At 49.0% G+C, this 25589-nt stretch carries 19 protein-coding genes; 9 read left to right on the forward strand and 10 right to left on the reverse strand.

Going from position 1 to position 25589, the window contains the following annotated elements; genetic code table 11:
- Positions 1–13 precede the first annotated feature (13 nt).
- Both G367_RS0117370 and G367_RS0117375 read left to right on the forward strand, forming a co-directional pair.
- Positions 14–478 (forward strand): MarR family winged helix-turn-helix transcriptional regulator, encoded by a 465-nt coding sequence (locus tag G367_RS0117370; RefSeq protein ID WP_157533593.1) that lies wholly within the window; start codon positions 14–16, stop codon positions 476–478.
- Positions 471–1550, forward strand: coding sequence for an HlyD family secretion protein (locus G367_RS0117375; RefSeq protein ID WP_020414437.1), 1080 nt, complete (start codon positions 471–473; stop codon positions 1548–1550). The genes G367_RS0117370 and G367_RS0117375 overlap by 8 nt, the downstream gene beginning before the upstream one ends.
- A gap of 83 nt (positions 1551–1633) precedes the next feature.
- Here G367_RS0117375 and G367_RS0117380 read toward each other — a convergent pair whose 3' ends face one another.
- Positions 1634–2053 (reverse strand): DUF2147 domain-containing protein, encoded by a 420-nt coding sequence (locus G367_RS0117380; RefSeq protein ID WP_020414438.1) that lies wholly within the window; start codon positions 2051–2053, stop codon positions 1634–1636.
- A 21-nt stretch (positions 2054–2074) separates the two neighbouring features.
- Here G367_RS0117380 and G367_RS26220 point away from each other — a divergent pair, with 21 nt between their 5' ends.
- Positions 2075–2218, forward strand: coding sequence for a hypothetical protein (locus tag G367_RS26220; RefSeq protein WP_157533595.1), 144 nt, complete (start codon positions 2075–2077; stop codon positions 2216–2218).
- On the opposite strand, the gene G367_RS0117385 is transcribed toward G367_RS26220, so the two are convergent.
- Together G367_RS0117385 and G367_RS0117390 are read right to left on the reverse strand one after the other, a co-directional pair.
- Complete coding sequence (locus tag G367_RS0117385) at positions 2213–3679, reverse strand: protein adenylyltransferase SelO (RefSeq protein ID WP_020414439.1); 1467 nt, start codon at positions 3677–3679, stop codon at positions 2213–2215. The genes G367_RS26220 and G367_RS0117385 overlap by 6 nt on opposite strands.
- 73 nt (positions 3680–3752) lie before the next feature.
- Positions 3753–5225 (reverse strand): Ppx/GppA phosphatase family protein, encoded by a 1473-nt coding sequence (locus G367_RS0117390; protein ID WP_020414440.1) that lies wholly within the window; start codon positions 5223–5225, stop codon positions 3753–3755.
- Between the two features lie 261 nt (positions 5226–5486).
- Between G367_RS0117390 and ppk1 the strand changes: the two genes are divergently transcribed.
- Positions 5487–7532, forward strand: a complete 2046-nt coding sequence (gene ppk1 / locus G367_RS0117395; RefSeq protein WP_020414441.1) for a polyphosphate kinase 1 — start codon at positions 5487–5489, stop codon at positions 7530–7532.
- An 11-nt stretch (positions 7533–7543) separates the two neighbouring features.
- Here the strand turns inward: ppk1 and G367_RS0117400 are convergent, their stop codons facing one another.
- Positions 7544–8044 (reverse strand): hypothetical protein, encoded by a 501-nt coding sequence (locus G367_RS0117400; protein ID WP_020414442.1) that lies wholly within the window; start codon positions 8042–8044, stop codon positions 7544–7546.
- 56 nt (positions 8045–8100) lie between these two features.
- Positions 8101–9855: a bifunctional isocitrate dehydrogenase kinase/phosphatase gene (gene aceK / locus G367_RS0117405; RefSeq protein ID WP_020414443.1), complete on the reverse strand. Its 1755-nt coding sequence runs from the start codon at positions 9853–9855 to the stop codon at positions 8101–8103.
- 158 nt (positions 9856–10013) lie between these two features.
- Here aceK and G367_RS0117410 point away from each other — a divergent pair, with 158 nt between their 5' ends.
- The 3 genes from G367_RS0117410 to G367_RS24155 all read left to right on the forward strand — a co-directional run bounded on the left by G367_RS0117410 (position 10014) and on the right by G367_RS24155 (position 14278).
- The gene (locus G367_RS0117410; protein ID WP_020414444.1) at positions 10014–10622 is read left to right on the forward strand and encodes a MarC family protein; all 609 of its coding nucleotides are present in this window, start codon (positions 10014–10016) and stop codon (positions 10620–10622) included.
- Between the two features lie 476 nt (positions 10623–11098).
- A complete protein-coding gene (locus G367_RS0117425; RefSeq protein WP_020414447.1) occupies positions 11099–11368 on the forward strand; it encodes a hypothetical protein in 270 nt (89 codons plus the stop codon).
- A 1164-nt stretch (positions 11369–12532) separates the two neighbouring features.
- Positions 12533–14278, forward strand: a complete 1746-nt coding sequence (locus G367_RS24155) for a diguanylate cyclase (RefSeq protein ID WP_020414448.1) — start codon at positions 12533–12535, stop codon at positions 14276–14278.
- Between the two features lie 72 nt (positions 14279–14350).
- Here the strand turns inward: G367_RS24155 and pstS (G367_RS0117440) are convergent, their stop codons facing one another.
- The 3 genes from pstS (G367_RS0117440) to G367_RS0117450 form a co-directional block, all read right to left on the reverse strand.
- Complete coding sequence (gene pstS / locus G367_RS0117440) at positions 14351–15436, reverse strand: phosphate ABC transporter substrate-binding protein PstS (protein ID WP_020414449.1); 1086 nt, start codon at positions 15434–15436, stop codon at positions 14351–14353.
- 167 nt (positions 15437–15603) lie between these two features.
- Positions 15604–16683 carry a phosphate ABC transporter substrate-binding protein PstS gene (gene pstS, locus G367_RS0117445; protein WP_020414450.1) on the reverse strand — a complete coding sequence of 360 codons (1080 nt, stop codon included), beginning with the start codon at positions 16681–16683 and terminating at the stop codon, positions 15604–15606.
- A gap of 118 nt (positions 16684–16801) precedes the next feature.
- Complete coding sequence (locus G367_RS0117450) at positions 16802–18730, reverse strand: PhoX family protein (RefSeq protein WP_020414451.1); 1929 nt, start codon at positions 18728–18730, stop codon at positions 16802–16804.
- A 280-nt stretch (positions 18731–19010) separates the two neighbouring features.
- Between G367_RS0117450 and G367_RS0117455 the strand changes: the two genes are divergently transcribed.
- Both G367_RS0117455 and G367_RS25300 read left to right on the forward strand, forming a co-directional pair.
- Positions 19011–21623 (forward strand): TonB-dependent receptor, encoded by a 2613-nt coding sequence (locus G367_RS0117455; RefSeq protein WP_020414452.1) that lies wholly within the window; start codon positions 19011–19013, stop codon positions 21621–21623.
- A 67-nt stretch (positions 21624–21690) separates the two neighbouring features.
- Complete coding sequence (locus G367_RS25300; protein WP_020414453.1) at positions 21691–23631, forward strand: phytase; 1941 nt, start codon at positions 21691–21693, stop codon at positions 23629–23631.
- A 116-nt stretch (positions 23632–23747) separates the two neighbouring features.
- Here G367_RS25300 and G367_RS0117470 read toward each other — a convergent pair whose 3' ends face one another.
- Both G367_RS0117470 and G367_RS0117475 read right to left on the reverse strand, forming a co-directional pair.
- A complete protein-coding gene (locus G367_RS0117470) occupies positions 23748–24134 on the reverse strand; it encodes a VanZ family protein (RefSeq protein WP_020414455.1) in 387 nt (128 codons plus the stop codon).
- Positions 24135–24544: 410 nt separating this feature from the next.
- On the reverse strand, positions 24545–25414 hold the full coding sequence (locus tag G367_RS0117475; protein ID WP_020414456.1) for a delta-class carbonic anhydrase: 870 nt from the start codon (positions 25412–25414) through the stop codon (positions 24545–24547).
- Positions 25415–25589: the final 175 nt, after the last annotated feature.

Consider the following 25589-nt stretch of genomic DNA (forward strand, 5'->3'; position numbering starts at 1 on the left):
GGGAGTCTTAGGCATGTCAGGGAAAGATACGCAGGGCGAGGATATTGCGACTGGGGTGAGCCTGGAGCTACACAGCGCGGCGCGTTTACTGCGGCGCAACTTTGACCGCCGAGCCAGGGGGCATAGTCTCAGCGGCTCCCGTTGGCAGGTGCTGTGGCATCTGGTGCGACAACAGGGGCAGAAGCAGGCAGAATTGGCTGAGTGCCTTGATATGGCGCCGATTAGCCTGGCGCGCCAACTCGATAACCTGCAGCGGGAAGGGCTGGTAGAGCGGCGCCCTGACCCGCAGGACAGGCGCTGCTTTCGTATTTACCTGACCGGGCAGGCGGAACCGGCCATGGCTTTGTTGGATGGGCTCGAAAAAGAGACTCGCGCCCAAGCCCTGGATGGTTTTTCCCCGGAGGAAGTAATACAGCTGCAAACGTTGTTGGAGCGATTGCGCAAAAACCTGACACGCGAAGAGATTGAATTTGACTGACAAGCTGAATCTAAACCTGGATCGAACCACACAGCGCAAACTGGGGCTCATACTGGTCCTGGTGCTTGCTGCGCTGGCGGTTGGCTGGAGCCTGTTTGGCAGTGGCGATATCGTCGAGACAGAGAATGCCTATGTGAAGGCGGAAAAAGTCTCCCTGGCACCAGAAGTCAGCGGTGTGGTCACCAAGGTACTGGTGAGTGCCAACCAAGTGGTGAGCAAGGGCCAGCTGTTAATTCAGATCGACCGCACCGCCTTTGAGTTGGCGGTCACCGAGGCAGAAGCCCGTTTGTCACAGGTGCGCAATGACTTGCTGGCCCGCCGTGCCGAATATGCGGAGGCCGATGCCGCCTTACAGCAGGCGCGCAAAGATGCAGATTTTTACCGGCGCCAACTGGAGCGCAATGAAAAGCTAGGCAAAGTGGCTTTTTCTGAAGCGGAGCTGGATAGTGCGCGCCAGCAATTGGAGCGGGCTCGGGCACAGATCACTATCAATGCAGAAAAACTGTCCAGCCTGCGGGCAGAGCTGGGAGGCGATCCTGGTTCTGCTTTGGAAGATCAGGCGGATCTCAAAGTGGCCCAGGCACAGTTGGATAAGGCCAACTATCAACTGTCTCGTACGCGTATTATTGCGCCAGTAGATGGCACCATCGCCAATACCGTGCCCCAGGTTGGGGAGATGGCCACTGCCGGACTTAACTTGCTCAATATGATTGGGTCTAGCGGTCTTTGGGTGGAAGCCAATCTTAAGGAAACTGAGCTAGCCAAGGTACGTACCGGTCAGCAGGCAGAGGTGACCCTCGACGCTTATCCTGATTTCGAATGGCAGGCCCAGGTGGACAGTATGAGCCCGGCTAGTGGTAGCGAGTTTGCCCTGACGCCTCCCCAGAATGCCAGCGGCAATTGGAAGAAAGTAGTACAGAGAGTGCCGGTGCGCTTGCGTCTCTATCCTCTAAAGGATGCGCCGCAGTTACGGGCCGGTATGAGTGCAAAGGTGCGTATCGACACCAGCGAGGATGCCAAGGTGGTTTCGGCCCGAGCCTCAACCGATGAGAGTGGCAGGGTGGTCCTGTAAAAACGAAAAGTTTGCAGGGGAAGGGCTTCCTTGCCAGAACAGATATTAAGAAGGCCCGCGAGATGGGCCTTCTTAATATTTAATTACTGAACTCTGTGCCAGGTCTGGGTGCGGTAGAAGAAACCAAGGTAACCGCGCACCTTCAGGGTATCGTCGTTCTCCAGCCAGAACTTGCAGTCGTATACCTTGCCTGTGACCGGGTCCATAATCTCTCCGCCTTCGTATTTATCACCCTTCTTCGCCATGCCGGTGATCACATCCATGCCAACGAGAGGTTTACCCTTCAGATCACCGGGGCAGTTCTCGCAGACGGTGTCATTGGGTTTCATCAGCAACTGGTCAATTTTCCCGTAGTACTTTCCATCCTTTTCGTAGATTTCCACGATGGACTTGGGCTGGCCGGTTTCATCGTCGACAGTGCGCCACTTGCCTACAACATCTGCGGCACTGGCCTGCAGGGCGAACATCAGGCCGAAAGCGGCCAGGAGCAGGTTTTTGATCATCTGTAGGAGTTCCTCTGTTAAGTGGTGACCCAGATCTTACATGAAGTCATCGTTGGCGGCAGGAGGATAGTCACCATCGGGCAAAAATTAGCCGCATATATCCGGCAGTTAGCCGCATTTAAACGCTTTTTATCTGATTTTCGTACCAGTTTTGCCGCTTTATGAGGAGCAGCTTAGGGGAATACGCTTGCCGGATTCAGGTGGTCTGGCAGACCAGGCCTCATGCTCCGGGTGTTCCTCGAACGGTGATTGCAGCAAATTGCGCAAAGTACGCAGGGGATAATAATCACCTTGTCCGGCTGCCTCGATGACTTTCTGTGCCAAATAGTTACGCAGAATATATTTGGGGTTTACTGCTAACATGGCGCGGTTGCGCGTGCGGGAATTACTATTCTCACGTGACAGGCGTCGATCGTAATGCCCCAGCCATTGATCCAGCGCATCGTGTTTAACTGCTGCGATACATTCACATAACCCAGCTGCTGGGCGTTCGCCGCGATAGTGTGCCAATGCGCGGAAGAAACGGGCATAGTCCGCCTCACCCTGTTGTAACAGTTTTAGTAGATCTGCACAGAGTGCTGGATCGCCATCCTCTTCTGTGGTGAGCCCAAGCTTGGCGCGCATACGTGCAGCATAGGTGCGGGTGACCTGGGGCTGAAACTGCTCCAAACAATCACGCAATGTTTCCACGTCAACAAATCCGGACAGGGCGTGGGCGAGAGCGTTTAAATTCCACAATACGACACCCGGCTGCTGTTCGAAGGCGTAGCGGCCTGTGTGATCTGAGTGATTACAAATAAACGTGGGGTCGTAGTCGTCAAGGAAGGCATAGGGGCCGAAATCAAAGGTATCGCCGATAATCGACATATTGTCGGTATTGAGCACTCCGTGGGCAAAGCCCTCTGCCTGCCAACCAGCTACCAGTTCGGCGCTGCGCATAGTGGTAAATCGCAGCATCGCCTCAGCCTGCTCGCGGACACCGAGCCCTTGTGAATTTGGCACAAAGCGCTGGCAGATTTCACTGATGAGCTGTTGCAGGGCTTGTAGTTGTTTAGTGTAAAACAGGTATTCGAAGTGGCCGAAGCGCACGTGGCTCTCGGCCACTCGGATCAGCATGGCGCCATTTTCAATCTGTTCACGGGTTACCGGTTCGTCGCTGCCAACAATACATAGTGCACGGGTGGATCGAATACCCAGGCCGCTTAAGGCCTCACCGGCGAGGTACTCGCGAATAGTGGAGCGCAATACCGCGCGGCCATCGCCAAAACGGGAGTAGGGGGTTTTGCCGGCACCTTTAAGGTGCAGCTCCCAACACCGTCCGGCATTTTCGATTTCTCCCAGCAGCAATGCGCGGCCGTCACCCAGGTCCGGGTTGTAGACCCCAAACTGATGACCTGTGTACTTCATGGCAAAGGGGCGGCTGCCATGAAATAGTTTGGCGCCACAGCCCAGTTGCGCCCATGCGGCATTTTCTATCTCAGATGCATCGATACCGAGTAGCTGCATGACTTTTGGATTGGTGTCGATCAACTGGGGGTGATCGAAGGGGGTGGGATCTATTCGCGTGCCGAAGGCGTCGCCCAGATCTGCATAGTGGTGGCTGAGGGTAACTTCGCTGAGCTTCATAGATTCTGGGCTTAGGATAAAAATTGATATTAACGGGCATGTTACCGGTATCGATAACTATTCACAGTGGTGTCTATACCGCAAGTAGGCGCAATGGGCGTGTCTGTGATTGCCAATGCTGTTCTTCCTGGTAGAGCAGCTCCTCAATAGCCGGGCTGCTATCCAGCCACTCACGTTCAATTTGCAAGCGGTAGGCATCTCCCTGGTCGGCCAGGTTGATTCCTTGCAATGTGCGTTCGGTGCGATCGCGGTGAATGATACAGCCCAGGCGCAGACACAGAAGCAGGTCGGGGCTGGGGTGGAAGCCGTAGTGTTCTTTGGGGTGCTTTATTCGTCCGCGCTGGTTGCGCACGAGATAGGACAAGTGCTCCTGTTCACCCTTGGAAAACCCGGCCAGATCAGCGTGTTTGATCATAAAAGCGCCGAGCTTGCGAAAGCTGCTGTGCGTCAGGGCCAAACCAACTTCATGGAGTTGTATGGCCCAGCGCAATCGCTGGCGTCCTTCCGGCGGATATCCGGGACGCAGTTGCTGTAATAGCTTAAGGGCAGTATCACTTACGCGGCGAGCCTGGTTGGCATCTATCTGCCAGCGCTGCATTACCCAGGCCACTGTATCCGCGCGCCTGTCCCCTCCATGCAGGCGGCCAGCCAGGTCGTGCACTATGCCTTCGCGTATTGCGTAAGGTGAGACTTCCATGCGCTGGATATCCAGCTCGCAAAAAATAGCGTGCAAAATTGCCAGGCCCGCAGCGAATACAGGGCGGCGCTCCTCATCGAGATAGGGCAAATTCAAATCGGCGATATGCTCGGCTTGGGCCACCTCTTGCGCCAGGCGATCAATATCCTCGCGCCTGATATCCTCTACTTCGCCACCGTTCAGTACTCGAGATACCGCCTTGATGGTACCTGAGCAGCCTACTACTTCAGCTTCGGTGGCCATGTGCTGGAGTTCCTGAAGCTCCGCACGTGCAGCGCGCTGAGCGTGCTTGAAATGATTGATGGTCTGCCTGCTAATAATGCCATCGGCGAAGTAGCGCTTGCTGTAGGAAACACAGCCCATGTACAGGCTTTGCAATTGCTCTGGGGACTCACTACCGCGCACCAGTTCGGTGGAGCCGCCACCGATGTCGATTATGCAGCGTAGCCGGGGTGGACCGTCAGCGGCGGCCATTACACCTGAGTAAATCAGGCGAGCCTCTTCAATGCCGCTGATGATTTCCACTGGCACCCCCAGGATGGATTCCGCCTCTTCGAGAAAACCGTCTGCGTTGGCCGCTGCAGCGCGCAGGGTGTTGGTGCCTACCACACGAATATGATCGGTCGGTAGTTTATCCAGTACGGGTTGGAAACGGTTGAGAGCTGCCAATGCACGTTCCGACACCGCTGGATCCAGATTGCGTTCGGCATCCAGTCCCTCAGCCAGGCGCACCATGGCACGGTCTGTATGCAGGCGCACCATGCGCTGACCGCGAAATTCCGCCAATAACAGGTGGAAACTGTTAGAACCCAGGTCGAGCGCTGCGTAGCGTTCACTTGGTGATTGCATCGACATCCTGGCACCCGCGTTAATTGAGACGGCAAACTGCTCTACTATTAACTGTATAACCCTGTGCCCACTTAGATTGTTTCAATCTGGCGGGAATACGCCCCTGAAATTGGCGAAAAGCGTGTAAATCCTCTTTTCTGCAGTAGTGCCTCGTTTCCGCTTATTACTGCGCCTTCTTAATTGACTGCTTGGGACACGCTCACTCCAAGCCCTCTGGGATGGGGAAATTCATTTGCGGCTGAGATGTTTGGCAGATTGTCGATGTTTAACGATACGCCCCTATACCCCAAAGAGTTGAGTTGGCTGTCGTTTAATGAGCGGGTGTTGCAGGAAGTGGAAGATGAAACAGTACCCGTTATTGAGAGGGTGCGCTTCCTGGGGATCTTCTCCAATAACCTCGATGAATTCTTCCGGGTTCGTGTAGCGGATGTACGTCGCCTCGCGGCCTTTGCCGTTGGTGAACAACAGAAGAGGCATTTTGCCAAACTATTGGGGCAGATTAATGAGCGAGTGTTACGTCTTCAGCGGCGCTATGCACGTGCTTACGCCAAAGTACTGGCTGATCTCGATAAACATAACATCCATGTGGTTAGGGAGAATAAGCTCAGCGAGCGCCAGCGTAAGTTTGTAGAGGATTACTTTCATCGCGAAGTGTTGCCTGAGCTGGAGCCTTTCTTTATTGATGACCGCGATACTATGCCGCTACTTAATGAGGCGAGTATTTATTTTGCGATTTTCCTCCGCCTAAAAGATGGCAGTCGGCGCTATGCCGCTATGGAAATTCCCACTAATACTCTATCTCGCTTTGTAGTGATTCCACCCCGTGAAGGTAAGCGGGAAAAGGTTTATATCGTTCTGGACAATATTATACGGGCCTGTTTGGTAGAGGTGTTTCGCCAAGTGTTGCCCATTCGCTCGGCGCAGGCATTCATGTTCAAGATCAGTCGCGATGCCGAGCTGGAGCTGGGCGAGCAAATCACCCAGAATCTTGTAGATCGTATAGAAAAATCACTCAAGAGACGTAAACGTGCTGATCCAGTGCGCCTTGCCTATGATGCAGAAATGCCCAAAGTGCTCCTTAATTTGGTGAAAAAAAAATTAAAGATGGGGCGTTACGATACTTATACACCAGGTGGCCGCTACCACAATTCCAAAGACCTGATGAAATTTCCAGCGGACTCTGGGCGTTATACCTACAAGCCGTTGGTGCCACTGCCTACGCTGCCGAGTGATGGGGGTGCTTTTGCACAAATTCGCAGTGCAGACCGACTTTATTATTACCCTTATCATGATTTTCGTGTAATCACCAATTTGCTGGCCTCTGCAGCTATAGATTCCCAGGTGCGGGAAATTCGTATCAATTTATATCGGGTTGCAAAAAACTCACGGGTGGTTGCTGCTTTGATAAATGCAGTGCGCAATAATAAAAAGGTGATTGCAGTAGTTGAGTTGCGTGCGAGATTCGATGAGCTAGCCAATATCCATTGGTCCAAGGAGTTATCCGATGCGGGAGTGGAGGTAATTTATGGCGTTCCCGGATTAAAAGTTCATTGCAAATTAATCTCTATTGTTCGGCGGGAAGAGGGCAAGGATAAATTCTACAGTCATCTGGGAACAGGTAATTTTAATGAGAGTACCGCGCGAATTTATTGTGATTTTAGTTTGTTAACTAATAACCAGGATCTGGGCCTGGATGTTTACAATGTCTTCGAATTTATCCAGCGTACTCGACGTCGCCCGGTATTCCAGCATATCGCGGTTTCCCCACTGACCAACCGCGCAGCCCTGCTGGGGGCAATAGATCGGGAAATCGAAGCTGCACAAAGAGGTGATCAGGCCGAGTTGTTCATAAAATGCAATAACTTGGTGGATAGTCAGATGATAGAGCGGCTTTATAGTGCAAGTGCTGCTGGTGTGCAGGTTAGAATTATTGTGCGGAGTATGTGTTCGTTAGTATGTGAAACTGCGGGACTCTCCAACAATATCCAGGTTATCAGTTTGGTGGATAAGTTCTTGGAGCATGCGCGTGTCTATATATTCCACAACGGTGGTGAGGAGATTATGTGGCTGTCCTCGGCAGATTTGATGACCCGTAACCTGGATCATCGAGTGGAAGTTACTTTTCCCCTGACCAATAGTAAGCATCGTGAGACTGTACGGAAAATACTGGAGCTGCAATGGAGTGACAATCAAAAGGCCCGGGTTATGGATGCAAAGCAAAGTAATACCAGAATTGCCAATAGTGATCGTAAGGGGTGTCGTTCTCAAGATGCTATTTATCGCTACCTTAAAAAGCGCCCACAGTAATCAGCACTCACCTAGTCTCGGCTGAATCCTACCAGCTTCCCACGGCTAAAAGAGAAGCGATAGCGCTGTCCGATCCGAAGCCATTCGTAACAAGGAGATTGAATAATCATCCTCGGGTATTGAGGTGTAACCACCCAGGTATTGAACTCATTTCCCGGCCCGCGACCAATTAGCCAATAATAGTCTCCGCGCTTGCAGAAGGCGCTAGGAGCACAGCGTTCACTGCCCCATACATAGGCTTCCACATCAAATTGCGCCGGAATACTGGTTTTCTCTTGGAATGGTTGGCGTTCATCGCCTGTAAAGGTGTAGAGCGCATCAAAAGCGATTGGGCGAAACCCCCTGGCTGGGGTGGCACAGCTGACCACTTGGGGTTTGCCTGTGATGCGAGCGTGGGGCGGTGGCGCTTTTTCTTTCCCGGCAATGGTCATTTCGCTGGGGAGATAACCGCAGCCCTTGGCAAATAATAAAGCCAGGGCCACTGGGGTTGTGGCCCATGCAAATATGCGCACTTATCACCTGTTCTAATAGGAAATACCTCCTACCAATATAGTCACAGATTGAGCACTTACTTTTTCCTTGCGATAGCCGGTGCTCGACGGTGGAAGCGCCACTTGCGCCGGTAAGGGAAGGCGCTCTCCACATGTCCAGCGCGAATACGGTCCTGTAGTCGTCTCCAATAGCGGTAATCGTAAAGATCGCTGTGTTGCTTCTCAAAGGCTGCGCGAGCAACAGGGTTGCCAGAGAAAAATAGGCGGAATTCCTCGGGGAAAACATCTGCCTCATCTACCGTATACCAGGGCTTATCCGCCAGCTCCTGCTCTGCGGTCTGTGCTTCGGGGATCTTGCGGAAATTGCACTCTGTCAGAGGGCAAAGCTCATCGTAGTCGTAGAAGACGACACGGCCATGACGGGTGACTCCAAAGTTCTTCAGTAGCATATCGCCAGGAAAAATATTGGCAGCGGCCAGCTGCTTGATTGCATTGCCGTATTCTTCCATAGCCTCTCTTGTTTCCTCTTCATTGGCATTTTGCAGATAGAGGTTAAGGGGCTCCATACGCCGCTCTACATAGAGATGCTTGATGATTACCCACTTGTCATCGATCAGCAGCTTGGAGGGAGCGAGTTTTTGTAGTTCTTCCAGTAATTCATCACTAAAGCGGTTACGGTAGAAAATAAAATTGGTGTACTCCTGGGTGTCAGCCATACGCCCGACCCTGTCTGAGCGGGAAACAAACTTATACTTCTCCTTCACAATTTTCTCGGTGACAGTTTTGGGGCGATCAAAACGGTCCTTGATGACTTTGAATACCACCGGATAAGAGGGTAGCGTAAATACACTCATCACCATGCCCTTGATGCCAGGAGCAATCACAAATTTGTCATTACTCACTTTCATATGGGCGAGAATATGGCGATAAAACTCCGTTTTGCCATGCTTGTGGAAGCCTATGGAGTTATACAGTTCCGATTTTTCCTTTAGAGGCATAATGGTAGAGAGAAAGCGCACGAAGCGGGAAGGAATCGGTGCATCCACCATAAAATAGGAGCGTGTGAAACTGAAGATAATGCTGGCGGAGTCATTGCTGTGCAGCAAGGTGTCTACAAAGATACTGCCTCGACCGTTGTTCAGACAGGGGAGGATCAGGGGGACTACCTCACCATGGAATATCATGCGCCCAACCAGATAGGCGGCCTTATTGCGGTAGAAAACTGACTCCAGCATATCCACGCGCAGCAATTTTTCATTTTCCAGGTCTGCAAGGGGGCGTCCACGTAGCGCCCTACAGATATTTTCAATATCCCGCTGCATATTTTCCCAGGGTGCAGAAAAGCTGAAATCCTTGAGGATATCCTCAATCATGTTTTCCAGGCCGGCGCGCCCGCTATAGCTGATATAGATACTGTAATCCCGCAGCGGCTTGTCTTCCGGGGGGCGGGAAGGTTTAACGAAAATATTGCTATCGTGGATATTGGCGTGTTTAAACTGGCTACAAAACACTGAGTTAAAGAATGTTTCCGCGATTTCGTAATTGCTATGGCTGGCGATTAGTTGTGCGTAAGTTGCGCGTGCATCCCGCCATAGATCCAGTTGGCTGGTGTCTTTGCTAGTGACGGAGTGTACCAGCTTGAGCACCTGATTGACCTTGGTCTTGTATAGATCAATGCGCTCCTTATTGGCCTGGTGTGCGGCTTGCCAGGAGGCGGTCTCAAAGCGCGCCTTGGCGCCCAGGGTGATGTTCTGGTAGTCTGCAAAATACGCATCAAAACCATTCAGGATGGTCTTCGCGATGCGGCGGGCGGTCGGTGAGTGATTGGTCATGCACTAGACTTTTTTACTGAGTTTCAGGTTAAGCTTTTCCACCGCGGAGGCCATTCCCTATGGCATCGGGGATGGCCCGGGCAATATTGCTGTGGTGCTTGCCGGTCTCCCCGCGGCAAGGAATAAGCGGATAGTAGCACGGCACGCCGGAGTACCAATTGAACGATTGGATCAGTAGTTTTGTCTTTTTCTTTGCTGTAATCGACCCGGTGGGTACCCTGCCGGTATTCATTGCAGTGACTTCCCGCCATGCAGAGTGGCAAAAACGTAAAATCGCCTGGCTTTCTGTACTGGTGGCGGCTGGTATTCTGCTGTTCTTCCTGATCGCAGGTCAGTTTCTACTGGAGGCCATTGGGGTGCCTCTATCCGCATTCCAGGTTGCAGGTGGTGTAGTGCTATTTCTATTTGCCCTCACAATGATTTTTGGTGAGGGTAAGCCCGAGCGGGAAAAGGAAATCGTCAAAGAAGGGCATGAGACTGCCATATTTCCGCTGGCAGTGCCGTCCATTGCTTCGCCAGGGGCCATGCTTGCCGCAGTAGTGCTGACTGATAATCACCGCTTTGATTTACTTCACCAATTAAACACCGCATCGGCCATGCTGGCGGTACTCGCTGTAGTCATTGCACTGTTACTGACTGCTAACTGGATTTATCGCTTTATTGGTGATGCTGGTGCCAGCATCGTCAGTCGGGTGATGGGCCTAATTCTCGCCTCTGTGGCCACCACAAGTGTTTTGGTGGGCATCCAGCAATTCTTCTCTATTTAATCGGCATACACTTTCTGAGCACCCCCTGATAGCAGCATTGAGGGGTGCTTTGGCGACCACCGGTTTACTGATTGCCTCTCTGGACTGTATTTGTTGGCTGGGTTTGTCGGCTGTGGTTTTGGATGGATACTTTCAGGAGAGTGCTTTGAGTGGTTGAGGCTGCCAACTAATGATAGCTGCAACTCTCCTGGTTTTTGGCGCTCTACCCTGGTATGTCTGTACTCTGGCCGCCGGTGGCGGGGCCATGTTGCTAGTACCAATGGTAGGTTTTCTCCTGGGTCCTCACTTGGTTGCACCGACTGCCACAATTGGCAGCGTGATGCTGCTCCCTTCAGGACTTTGTTTTTTTGGTCCTATATCAACTGGAAGGTGGCCTGCTGGATCATGCCCGGTAGCATTCTGGGGGCCAAAATTGGGGCCTATATCTGTTCTCAGATGCACCCCCTGTGGCTTCAATTTTTGTTGGAGTCTTTCTAATGTCTACTGTTTTTCAATACCGTTTGGGCAAGACAAAGTATTCGTTTCCCATGCGCCTTCCTTACTTTTTTATACTGGGACTTGTTACTGCCTTTTTATCCGAAATCATCGGGGCTATCGGGCCAGTAAAAAATCCATTTTTTTTGAATTATGGTATTGATAAGGAAAATCTGCTTGCCACCAAAGCTTTGAACACTCTGGTGTTACAGGGAACAAAAATACTGACCTACCTAAGCTTTGAAGTTATTACCAAAGAGTTACTTACCTAGGGTATTGCTATAGGTATTGGGGGGGTCATAGGGGTTTACCCAGTAAAACGTCGAATATTGCGTATTAGCACACAGTGTTTTCACTACTATATGTTTGCCCTTATGTTCACCTGTGGTTTGGTGTTGTCATTGAAGGCACTGCCTCAACTGGTTCAGATAAAGCTAATAAACCAAGCAGAAGCGTATATAGATATTTAAGGATCTTTCTAGATTTGATATTAGTCGATAGCGAGAAGCTCTGACTGAGAAGGTATTCAATCTGTTCAGGTATTTGCACGATCAAACCCTGTAAAAGTATTGCCTTGGATTTCTTTTATCTTTGTATTCACGGTTCAGCCAATATTATTAAACATAGTGATTTCTTTAGGTCAATTGGATAAAGATTAATTAATGACCATCTACCAATACATACTTGTTATGTAATGTGTTTTTACCGGGGAGTTCAGTGGAGACATGAATGGTATGTTTGCAGGCTAAAATGGAGTTTTTGAGAGAGTAGGAGATAAGCTTGGTCAATTAATTCAAATAAGCTTCAATTTTATTGTTAGCCAGATTTGGTCTTCTCTATGTCGGCTTCTCTTCTTTGTCTGATGATCTCTAGGGCCGTGATTGAGTTTGGCCATTCGTGGGGTACATAAGACGCCATGCCGTTAGGTGATCCGCTTAATTTCCCTGTCACTTGTTGGAATCTAGACTCTCTTTAAGTCCAGATATATATAACTATTACTTTGGATGTCTCATCACCGTTAGGCCTTGAGTGTTTTCTGGCGGATGTTAAATGGTATTGGTCAGAACTCCGTCATCTTTTGCGGTTTCGAAGGTTGTATAGCTCTGGCATTCCATCGCAGTATTCGTGATGGGAGGAGTTAAAAGTGACAGTAGCTCAGCAGGGAGTGGCCAAAGATACTGAAGCCGGTTGCTGCCGGAACTGGAGATGACTCTCCGCGTGAGAGGCTGTGATTTACTGAGCCGGCCGAAGACATTATAAAAGCGGAATTGTATCGCCTACGTGCCAAGAGCATGAAGAAAAGTATAATAAGACAGCGGTTATTGTATCTCCGATGCCCCATAAACTTAAAGTGGTACCTTCGTTCTGCCCGATTGTCGCTAACTCTGATACTTATCAACTGCCCGTTTCTACCCTCAGCCTTGGCCTGGGCCCATGTGCCAATTGAAGTATCACAGTTGGAGGATGGAAGTAAGCTCACAGGATTCCATGAGACTTGGCATGATAAAGGTGGCCGTAGTGATATTGCGGATGCTTTACTTGCCTATGAACGTGGAGCATTTACCCCCTTGAGAACTGCGGGCTCAACCGGTATTCAACCCGGTGCTTTCTGGTCGCATTTTGCTTTGCGCAATAGCACAAACCAGCCAGCCAAATTACATATTGAGTATGTGGATCATCAGTTGCTGGGATTACAGGTGTATTCCCGTGCTTTATCCAGTGCCGGACCTTATCGGAAGCTTGCCAACTTATCCATATATGCTCCATTTGACACTCGCCAGGTAGAGCACAATCGATTTGTTTTTGAAATTATTGTGCCAGCCAAGACTACACAGGAATTATTGGTAAAATTTGATTCCGGTGAGCTGGGAGTGGTTTTTCCCAGTATGCGAATTTGGAGCCCCCAAAAGCTGCAACAAAATAGCAAGGGTGAGATTAGTTTAATAGCCTTCCTTTTCGGAGGCTATTTCCTCATGGCCCTATTTGCGTTTGTTGGGGCAATTACGGTTAAAGAAAATATTCTCTACCTTTATTCCCTGTATTGCGCCAGTAAAATTTTGGTGTGGGGCACCGTACTTGGTTATACACACCAATATCTGGTAAGTGGTGGGTTTCACTGGGGATATACCACTATTAGCGGGGCTATCGCGATTTTAACAGGCCTAATTTTTGCGCGGATTTTCCTGGAAACCAGGCGCTATACTCCCAGGCTTGATTACTTATTACAGGTAATGATGGCTAACAGTGCTTTCCTGTTAGTTTTTGTATTGCTGGGGTTGAAATCTGCCTCCCAGATTTCCATGACAGTAGCATTGTTATGTTATCCACTTGTGGTGCCAATTGCCTTGGTGCGCTGGCGGCAGGGTAATAGTGCTGCCGCGGTATTTGCAATAGGTTGGGCCACCCTGGTGCTTGGCTTACTGGTGCAGGCTATGCGTGATTTAGGCTTTGTGGTGCATAATCCGGTCAACTATTACTGGCCTCCAGTAGCTTCATTTGTGGAAATGATGGCCATTATGGCTGCGATTGGATTAATGGTGCAGCGTTTACGCACCCAAAAAGACCAGGCAGAAAAAAAATATTTGCAACAATTGGAAGTTTCCAAAACAGATCTTGAGCACCTGATACAGCTGCGCACAAGGGAGTTACAAGCAGCAAAAGTGCGGGCGGAAATAGAGGCGCGTACAGATCCGCTCACTGGAATATACAATCGCCGCAGCTTCTTCGAGGAAGCTGCTTTACTTATAAAATTAGCCCAGAGCAAGCAGACTCCTCTGGGTGTGTTGATGCTTGATATTGATCATTTTAAATCCATAAATGATATTCACGGCCACCTAATTGGTGATCAGGCGCTGTGTGCGACAGCACGAGTAATAGCCCAGCATGTGCGTGAGGTGGATGTATTTGGTCGGATTGGTGGTGAGGAATTTGCGCTGTTGGTGAGTGCGGATGTCGCGGGCACAGTTTGTATTGCGCAGAGGGTACATAGAGATATTGCAAAAATTGTTATTAAATCGGCTCAGGGACCTGTAAGTTTTACCGCGAGTATTGGGGTGGCTTGTCTGCAAGGGCATAAGGATATTTTGGAATTGTTACAGCAGGCAGATAGCGCCCTTTACCAAGCGAAGAGAACAGGGCGCAATAGGATATTGGAGTTTTCCACAGCGGGTGCCAGTGCCTGATGCGCTCTAGTTTAATGCTGTTTATATTCATCGTCTTAAATTCAATTTCGTTATTTAAATTTGTAACGGATTCTACTGCACAAAGGTAACAGCATTTAAAACTTTTAATCGTACATTCTCTGGCAGTGGCACTAATCCAAGCTTGCCCGCTTCCGACTGGGATTTCCTGCTCAACATAAATACCAGTAATTGCCTCAGGGCCTTGGCTTTATCATCTTCTTGGTCCGAGTAGAGTAATAGCCAGGAAAAACTGGTGATTGGATAAGCGTCCCTCGCTTTGGGGTCCCAAACCCAGGTGATCAAATTGGGAGCGCCACTTACTGGTAGTTCGGTGTTGGGAAATTCGGCCTCTTTTAGTGCTGCAGCACCACTTTCTGCGCTGGCTTCGATATAGTTACCCGCATGATTTTCCAGTGTTGCGATTGGCAGGTTGACGATCTCGGCAAAGCCATGCTCGACATAGCCGATGGCACCAGGGATTTTTCTTACCCTGGCAGATACGCCCTGATTCCCCGGTGCGCGCTTGAAGCTGGGAAGCTTAGGCCAGTTGGGAACTCTATCCAGGCCAACCTTCTCACGAAACTCCTCACTGATACTGCTTAAGTGACCGGAAAAAATATAAGAGGTACCAGAACTTTCTGAGCGCGTGACCACGCTAATCGGTGTTCGGGGCAATGTGATATCGGGGTTATCCGCAACGATCAGTGGATCATCCCAGTTTCTTATTTTACCCAGGAAAATCCCTGTATAGGTTTTCCGGGAAAGTTTCAGCTTATCGATACCTGGAAGGTTGAATACCAGTACCACCTCTCCGGCGGTTACTGGCAAGACCACAGCGCCCTGTTTTAAACGTCTTAATTCATCAACATCAATCGCTGCATCGGATGCGGCGAAGTCCACTGTGTGTCCAAGAAAGTCCCTGATACCATCGCCACTGCTGCTCATTTCATAGAAAATAAAAATATTATTTTCTCGATGAGTAAATTGACGAAACCATTCCACGTAAATGGGATACGGGAAACTTGCGCCACTTCCACGTAAGTTGATAGGGTTTTCCGGTACTTGGGCCAGGGAGGAAAGAGAGAAAATTGCGCCAAAAATAGCGGCTGAAAGAGTGGCAGCCAGGCGGCATAAAGTAGTGGCATACCTCGATAGCATGGAAAACCTCAACTAAAGGGCCGCCAGTACCTTAATCGATTCCTGATGGCGAGCCGGGTAAAACTTGGCTTCAAATTCAATTTTAGCAGGAGGGCAGGGAGCTTGGTGTCACCACTGAGTTAATATAAGTTGATTTCAAGGGAAATAAATCTAAACACATCTTTGATTTATTGGACAAAATCTATGGCGCTCAGTACTTTTTCCCGAACGTGTTCCGGTAAGGGCACCAGCCCCAACTCACCTGCCTTTGCCTGGGAGTTGGCATGTAGAATAAATGACAACATTTTGCGTAGAGCTTTGGCTTTACTATCGTCCTGCTCCGCGTAAAGCAATAGCCAAGAGAAACTGGTAATTGGATAGGCGCCCTCAGCAGCGGGATCCCAAACCCAGGCAATCAGGTTAGGGGCGTTACTGCCTGGTAGCTTGCCTTCAGGAAATTCAACCTCTTCCAATGCTGCAGTGCCGCTCTCTACATTGGCCTCAATGTAATTCCCCGAACGGTTTTCCAGCAGTGCTTCAGGGAGATTGGTAACTTCGGCAAAGCAGTGGTCTATAAAGCCTATGGAACCTGGGGTCGCTCTGACCTTAGCCGCCACTCCCTGGCTACCTGCGGCCCGCTCGAAACCGGGCTGTCTGGGCCAGTTAGGCGCTTGGCTTATTCCGATGTTTTCGCGAAATTCATCATTGATATTACTCAGATGCCCGGAGAAAAGATAAGAGGCGCCAGAACTCTCAGTATGAGTTACCACCGTTATTTCAGTGTTAGGTAACTGTATTTCAGGGTTACTGGCAGCAATACTGGGGTGGTCCCAGGTTTGGACCTTACCTAAAAAGATATTTGCATAGGCATCCCTGGAAAGTTTTAACGCCTCAATGCCCGGCAGGTTGAATATCAATACAAGCTGAATAGCGGTGACAGGTAGTACTACGGCTCCTCCCTTTAAGCCCTCTAGCCTGTCAATCTCGATGGCAATATCTGAGGCAGCAAAGTCTACCGTATTTCCCAGGAAATCCCGGATACCATCTGTGCTGGCACTTAATCCGTAGTGCACGAATATATCGTTATCCTGATGGGTAAACTGTCGAAACCAGTCGACGTAGACTGGGTGGGGGAAACGGGCTCCACTGCCGCGCAGATTAATGGTGGACTCAGAGGTTTGTGCGTTGATCTGGGGTAGCAGGCATACAGCAGCAACTGCCAGAGTGACGCCAATGTGGCGTAAAGCAGCGATAAATGTAGTTTGCATGGCTAACCTCAACCACAAAGCCTGCGCTCTTAGGAGAGACTACAGGCGGCAAGCCGGTAAAAAAATATACTTAGAGTTAATTTTAGCAATACTGACGCCGTCTTAATTGATTGTGAAGTTAGCTGCCAACCTCTTTACCATCGTCCCTGTAGATTGCCAATACGGATGGACGTGGTGGCAATTTGGGGTCATTGTCCGGCCAGCGGTGTATGGGATTTTCATATGTGGAGTTACGCGCTTCGGCGGGATGCTGCACTGCTATGAAAAGGGTTGTGCCATCGGGTGTAAATTCCGGTCCACAAACCTCTGCACCTCTGGGGCAGCCGAAGAAGTGTTTTGGTGCAGCGCGCAGGGGCCCTTCTGTCGCCATGGCCCAGAGCCCATCATGGAATCCAAAGCGCTCACAGCCATCAGTGGCAATCCACATATTGCCGTGGCCATCAAACGCGACATTATCCGGGTTGGCAAACCAGCCATTGGCGGAAATGTTGTAGCTGGCCTGCTGGCCGTAGGCACCTCTCTCTTCTGGGCGTTCTGCATTGGGGTTTCCCCCCAGTAAAAACTGTTGCCACTGAAAACGATCACTGGTGTGGTCACGATTACCATTTTTACCCGGTGGTACTATTTCCAATACATGGCCTGCAACATTTTTAGCGCGAGGGTTGGCAGCATCGATTTCATCTTTCTGGCGCTTCTTATTCTTCGTCAGCATGACATAAGTGCAGTCGTTATGGGGGTTGGTTTCCACATCTTCGGGGCGATCCATGGGGGTTGCGCCTAACAGGGCTGCCGCACGCCGTGCATCGATCAGTACATCTGCCTGATTGTGAAAACCATTTTCGCTGTTGAGAGATCCCTGGCCATAAATCAGGGCTAACCACTGCCCGTGACCATTTTCATCGAACCTGGCGGCATAGAGAGTGCCTTCAGTAAGAAGTTCCCTGTTGGCCTGGTAATCCTCAGGTTGATAAATACCCCTGGAGACAAAGCGATAGACGAACTGGTGTTCGTCATCATCGCCTCCGTAGGCCACCACCGCCTGACCGGGTTTACACACCAGGGTGAAGCCCTCGTGCTCAAAGCGGCCGAGGGTAGTGAGCTTGCGCGGCTTAGATTGGGGATCATAGGGATCGTATTCCACCATCCAGCCAAAACGGTTTGGCTCGTTGGGCTCCGCTTGAATGTCAAAGCGGCGATCGTTGTCACCCAAATTACGGTTTCTTGGGCTTATGCCAAAGCGATGGTGGTTCTGGGCCTCCCTGGGGTCTTCGACTTCTTGTGGGTTACCCTGGAAAGCGCCACCGAACCCTTCCTCAGCAATAAGGACAGTACCCCAAGGCGTCTTGCCCCCGGCACAATTCCCTATGGTGCCCAGCACTTGGGTACCGCTGGGGTCGGCTGCGGTTTTCAATCGCCTGTTTCCTGCCGCTGGCCCACTGATATCCATGGCGGTAGTCATGGTTATTCGGCGGTTATAAGGACTGTCCAGCACGGTACGCCACCCGTTGCTACTGCGCTCAATTTCCACCACGGAGTGACCACAGGCCGCCTGCTCTATCGCGACATGCTCAGAACTAACCCCACGAGTGGCACTGTATTCGTCGTTATAGCCGGGGAACATTAAGTGGGGTTGAGTATATTCGTGATTTACACACAGTAGTCCGCGGTTGCTATTGCCGCTTTGCAGTTGTAAATCCCCACGTGAAGGTTCGACATTGTCAGCCAGAGGCATAAATGCAATGAAATCATTGTTGTAGCCGAATCGCTGTCCCTGTTCTGCGGCATCCAGTTTCTCCGGGTGAAATGGAGTATCGGTTTCCTGAATTGGATCTCCCCAGCGCAAAAGGATATCGGCGCTGTAGTGTTCCGGCAGGTGGTGTTGGAAATCCAGCGAATGAGGAATTTCAGAAAAAGTAAGGCTTTCCCTTTCAGCGCTGTGTTCCGCAATACAGCCGGGTAATACTGAGCTTGCTGTACCCGCGGCGGTCACAGTACTCAAGGTTTTGAGCAGTTTGCGCCGTGTTGGGTTACTGGGTTGGTCGCTCATACTCCACTCCATTTTGGGTTACTGGTTCTGGATCGCTGGCTCGGCGAATCTCATTGGTTAAGTGGGAATTTCTGCTTAAAAGTCTATGACCAGAGTCACTGCTCTATAACTCATTTTTCAGGCCTGATTGTTTGGCCCTTTGGTTGATTGGCACAGATATTTACAATTTTTTCTGAAAGCTTGATGACAGCTTAAAAAAAACGTCACTGAAGGGTCATAAACGCCTACTAGTCTGCGCCCAATCTAATACGCCACTGGCAATGACGGGAGTGGGGGCTTTATGAAATATAAGATCATCAGTTTACGGCTGCTAGGTACATCAGTTACGGCACTTGCCGCTGCAATTATGAGCGCAAATGCAAGTGCACAAAACCAGGATTCACAGGTTATGGAGACTGTGGTCGTCACTGCCCAGGCAAGTAACGCGCGCAGTGACCTGGATCGCCAGAGGGATGCGAATAAGCTGGTTGCAGTGCAGACATCTGATGCAATCGGTGAGCTTCCAGATGCCAATGTTACTGAAGCCTTACAGAGGATGCCGGGGGTTTTTATTGCCCGTGATCAGGGGGAGGGACGCTTTGTGGGTGTGCGCGGTATTGATCCTAACTTGAACGCGGCAACAATAAATGGAATTAACCTGCCGGCCCCGGAAACAGATAGTCGCGCGGTCGCCCTGGATGTCATTCCCTCAGACCTACTCGCCAGCCTGGAGGTTTTTAAAACCCTGACTCCCGACATGAGTGCAGACTCTATTGGCGGCGCTATTGAAATCAAAAGCCTTAATGCGCTCGATTATGATGGCCGTCGCTATAAGTTCAGTGCTGAGAACAGTTACAGTGAACTTCAGGAGGAAAATAGTCCCAAAGTCGCAGCCACTTTAACCAATGTCTTTGATTTGAGTGGCGATCGACGATTTGGCGTGGCCCTGGCCCTCAGCCATCAAGAGCGGAATTTCGGTTCGGAAAATATTGAGACTGATGGTACCTGGCAGGAATTTACGGCTGAGGATGGTACTACCGGCATTGGTGCGACAGAGATCGAACAGCGTGATTATTCCATTACCCGCGAGCGAACAGGTGTTGCTGCCAACTTCGATCTGGATCTTAGTGATCGCTCACGTATGTACTTCCACAATCTCTATTCAGAATTTTCCGACAAGGAAATTCGCCAGCGCAACTCCTGGAAGTTGGATGCCGGGCGGGATGAGCCGGAAACGATTTCAAGGAACTCCGCACAGTGGCAGGAAGCTGCACTGGAAAAGTCTTTGAAGGACCGGCTGGAAGAGCAGGAAATCATCTCCTCTGTTTTCGGTGGTGAGCATAATTTTGATCAGGTGGATATCTCCTATGCACTGGGATATTCCCATGCGGAGGAGTCTGAACCTCACCGACGCGATACAGATTTTGCATTGGAGCCTGTGCGCATTGGCTATGTAGAGGCAGATAAAACGCCGCGTATGGCAGTGGGCGCAGAAGATGCGCAGCGAGTTTTAGACCCGTCCAGTTATCAATTGGATGAGCTCGTCATTGAAGATAACTTTACAGAGGATAAAGAGCTGAGCCTGCGTTTCGACATTAGCCGGGAAATTCAGTGGGCCGGTAATCCATCAGTTATCCAGTTTGGCATACACGAGCGACAGCGTGAGAAGAGTGGAGACTTGAATGCGACCGTGTATAAGGATTTTGCGGGAGACTACACCCTCGCAGATTTTGTTCGCAATGACATCGACTACGGCTTGGATAGCTTTGGCCCTGGGGTTAGTAGCGGCAGTTTAAATTACTTTATTAACAGTCATATTGACGATTTTGAAGTTGATGAAACTGAAACGGCTTTGTCTTCCGCGCGCGATTACAATATGCAGGAAGATATCAGTGCGTTCTACGTTATGAATACGATTGAGTTTGACCAGTCGCAGCTGGTATTTGGGGTTCGCTACGAGCGCACAGACTTTACCGCTGAGGGTGTGCAAGTCGTCGAGTCTGAAGAGCCGGTACCCGGTGCACAGGAAATTGCCGACGAGGTTTATGCAGCTGGGATACGCTATCAGCGCGATTATGATGACTTTTTTCCCAGTGTAAATTATAAATATGACTACAACGATAATATTGTTTTGCGTGCGGCTTATAGTGAGTCTCTTTCGCGCCCATCCTTCGGACACCTGAACCCATCGCCGGCCAAGATAGAGTATGACGATGACAAGCTGGAAGTGGAGGCCGGTAATCCTGCGCTAGATCCGTACCAGTCGCGCAATCTGGACTTCTCTGCCGAGTACTATGCAGACCATTTGGGTATGCTCTCCCTGGGGTTATTCCACAAGCGTATCGACAATTTCATTGTTCTGTCCGATGTTTCCAGTGTTGTGGATTACAGTCAGTATGTGGGGAATTTGAGTGTTGACGAGGCTGAAGTATTACAACCGGTAAATGGTGATTCCGCCCATCTCAATGGTATGGAGCTGGCTTGGACCAGGGGTTTCGAAAACGGGTTCCTGTTACGCGCAAATGCCACTGTGACAGACTCTGAAGCACGCTTGGGCCTGGGGCCAGATAGGGAGCGTAGCGATAAGATTTCTTTGCCTTCGCAAGCAGATCTGGTGGCTAATTTTGTGATGGGTTATGAGCGCGATGCATTTAGCATGCGGTTATCAGCTGCTTATCGCAGCGAGCGTTTATTGGAGGTGGATTTGGAGAATTCTACTGCTGATCGCTATGAGGATGATCATCTACAGTTGGACTTATCCGCACGCTATCGTTTCGATAACGGACTGCAACTGACCTTTACCGGGGTGAACCTCACTGATGAGCCTTACTACGCACATAATTCAGGCTTTAATGGCCAGTATGAGGAGTATGGTCCAACCTATGCACTGGGTTTGAGTTATAGCACTTTCTAAAATTTTAATAGGTATTGCCAACCCCCTATTTAGTAACGGGGTTTATATTTTCTGCTGGTGGATTACCATGAAAAATAAGTACTACCTCCTTATTTGCCTTTTACTGAGTAGTATTCTCGGAGGTTGTGATGCTCGTTGGGATCAGGTTTTACGTGTCAAAAAGGTGCAGCCGATAGAAAAAATCGATCTCCAGGGCATTGGAGCTGAACAGATGTTACCCGTTCAGTTTCCGGGAAAGAGTGCACTATTAATTGCCAGTAAAAATAAAGGCGTCTTATTACTAGATAGCAATGGAGATCACCTGGTATCTGCTCCTGGCCGGGTAGAAACTTTGGCTATACAAAGTTTGTCACAAGGCAGCCTCCTTGTGGCAGCCTATGATGAGCTATCTGCAGAGGTGAAACTTTACAAGTTAAAGGGAGGGATCGATCGCAAACCAGTTTTGCAGTATCTTGGCGGCCGTGATGAAATTTCTCCGCAAAGCGCCCTGTGTTTTTATCAGAATAATGATCGTACTCATCTATTTACTATTGGAGATGATGGGTTAGGGCACGAATACCTGGTAAGCCCTGGACCTTCTACTTGGGAGCTTGTAGAAATTCGCCCCCTGTATTTTGGTGAGCAGGTGAATGCATGTGCAGTCGCTCCCTTTAATGAGAAGCTGCTCTTCTCCCAGCCGCCAATCGGTATTATCAGTATGAATGCTGATGCTGAAAAGGATGAGGAAAGAAAATTACTCATGCAAGCAGATCAACTCGGGGAGGATTTTGGCGGCCTTTGGATTGATCACTCTGGCAATTATTTATGGTTAACAGCGGATGCTCGCCTGCAAGGCTATGAGTTAAAAAATTTACAAGAAGGGTCTGATCAGACTATCTATATTGATAGTAATTATTATCCAGCTTCTGTTGGCGTTATAGGCAAAAATATTGTGGTTTTGGATGAGGAAGTAGATTCCCTTCTGTACTTTGAGTATGAACCTCTCAATCCTCCTGAACATCCTGACCTGCAACTGGTGGATGAATTCATACCGCGTATTCCTGCCAGTGCCCAAACACAGCCGGTTTCTTCAGCTGGAGACGCTGCAGATGATCCAGCTATTTGGGTGAATCGGCTTCACCCTGAGCAAAGCTTAATTCTGGGCACTGATAAAAAATATGGCTTAAATATCTATGGTTTATCCGGGCAACTGGTGCAGCAATTTGCCGTAGGGCGAGTGAATAATGTAGATATCAGCGAAATACAGCATCCTACTTATAGTGCAATTGCAGCAGCTTCCAACCGCTCCACGCCGGGTATTGACTTATTTGCCATAGAAAAATCAGGGAAAGTTGAATATCTGGGATTACAGAAACTGAATATGAAGGACCCCTATGGCTTGTGCCTTTATTATATGGATAGCCGGCTTAGCGTCTGGGTATCTGATAAGGAGGGAGAGCTACATCAGCTGGATATTCACTTGGGTCAAGATGCTAGAAATTGGCAACTTAAACACGTATCCCGTTTACCTGTCGAGGGTCAGGTAGAAGGGTGCGTTGTCGATGCCCAGAATGGCCAGCTTTTCTACGGTGAAGAAGACAGGGGAATATGGAAGCTGGATTTGCACAGATACAGTGCCGGGATGGGTAAGCCTAAACTTGTAGCGGAGGTTAATACTAAAAGTCTAGTGGCTGATGTAGAGGGGCTGGCCTTATATCTGCATGAAGATAGTGGATATCTGGTGGCATCTAGCCAGGGGAACAACAGCTATGCATTATTCAGTCGCTCTGGGACTGAGTTTATCGGTAATTTCCGTGTGGACATGAACAGGGAGTTAGGTATAGATGCCAGCTCAGAGACTGATGGCCTGGCCGTAACTGGTGCAAACCTTGGTACTGAATTCCCAATGGGGTTATTAGTGGTTCAGGATGGAAGAAACCGTATGCCAAGTGGTAGGCAAAACTTTAAGCTGGTTTCCTGGCAGAAAATTGAAAATATATTGAATCTATCTTCCGCTACAGCAAACTGATAGTTTTATTGTTCTGCTTGCGCTTCTATTTCCAGCGGCCATCCGAAATTGTCAGATGGCTGCTCATCAATAAATTTTTTTAAAAGGATGGTAAAAGTAAATTTTTCCATTCGTATTCAAATGTACTTTTCTCTTCTTTGTAAGAGATTAACCGTAATGTTCGCTATACCTATACCGATAAGATCAGCTGCTAAATCAATGAAGTCAAAGGTTCTGGAGGGGAGGAAGGCCTGTGTGACTTCTTCACTTAAAGCAAAAAGAAATACTGCTATCGCCCCATAGTAAATATGTATGGAGCCCAGACAGTAAAATTTTTTCCTTGAAGACAGCGTCAAGATTAATGTAAGTGTGCCAAATAATACTATGTGCCCGATTTTATCCCCGTAGGGGATAGCTCTCACCAGTTCAAAAAATATACTGCTGCTGCCTGTGTTAGCTAAGTAAATTACCCACAAAATAAAGCCAAAAAACAATATGGTCGATAAAGCTAATATTTTTTGCATATGGATGTCACATAGGGGCTCGGTATCCATAAAAATAACATACAGAAAGTTAGGTGGCTATATGGTTAACTTGTCAAGGCTTTGCATGAAATTTCTTTCGTAAAGAAAGTAAAATTACTTCAGTGTCATTTTGCTGTATATAGATACAGTATTTGTCATTTGATTTTTGATTCAGTTTGTCGGTATGCCGTGGTGAATGCTTCTCCAAATCGATATTATGGGATGATGATTTTTAAGGTGAGATTTAATAATTTATAAGTTGTATATGTTGGAAGGTGTTGGGGGCGAGCGTATTGAATTAGGGTGTGGCGTAACACATTTCCAGACTCTGGTTGCTTATTTTAGGAGTGCTTATTTAAGTAAGCACTCCCTAGGCTAGAACTATAGATATTCCGGTGCTTTGATCAAGGTTATGGATTAACCCCAGAAAGAAGGTCTGGATTTGTAATAAGATTTCTTACGCCGTGGGCATGATCTTCATTGAATACATTTTCACGGCACCAATTGTCTACTGATTTAATATTGACCTTTGCAACACGAGGCCTGACGCTCCAGGTTACTTGGAAAGGAGAACCTTGTTCATTATATCCAGGGCCAGTTGTTGAGCCTGGATATTGAATTGGCAGTCCGGTGTTAGCTGGAATATTTACTGCTTGATGAAACCCTTTATGCTCTCCGAGCTTTGTCAGTTCTCTGAAATCAAGGGCATTGTGGTCATTCACCAGTACGTAAACCTGAGCTTCAACCCGTAACTGGGGGTTCCTGACTGAGTCATTCAGGCAGGCGCCCAGGGAGGGGCCAGGTATGGTTTTGGCAGATGAATGAACATAGTGAACTTCAATGGTATCACCTGGGCGCAATCCGCCATGTTCACTGGGGCAAATATCTTGATTGATAGCTGCTAGCTCAGCCGCTGATAGGCTTCCGGAAAATTTAAAGCCAGTGTCGTATCCAAGGCCATTTCCATTCCCAGCAAAGATAGTAAATTCCCCTCCTTTATGTTCGGCATTTTTATGAAAGTGGATATTACAAAGATTCATGCTGGAGTAGGCAGGGGCCAAACTAAAAGAAATGGTATTCCTACCTTCAATGAGGTCAATATCGCGGGGAGATTGGGGTCCAAAACCTCTTCCTTGTGTGTTCTTTGCCAGGTTTGCACGTTGATGTGCAACATCTTCATCAGAAATACTGGTGAGGTTGTGAGAATGGTCCGTGACTGCAAAGGTTTGGAGTGGCAGGAAAGATGAGATAAGGATGGGTAGTAAGGTTTTTAGTTTCATTAATGGGTCCTTTTTAATGATCCTTAAGTATCTTAGGAATACTTTCCTCTAATTATTATTGAGGGATTTTGGTGTATCTAAATGTTAAATTCTAAACAATTTCTTCTGTTATCTTTTTAGGAGAATGTGGAGCCAGAAGTTGCCGCCGACATGGATTTGCCGGCTTACTAAAAAT

It is taken from the genome of Microbulbifer variabilis ATCC 700307, from assembly GCF_000380565.1.
In the GTDB taxonomy this organism is placed as follows: Bacteria; Pseudomonadota; Gammaproteobacteria; order Pseudomonadales; family Cellvibrionaceae; genus Microbulbifer; species Microbulbifer variabilis.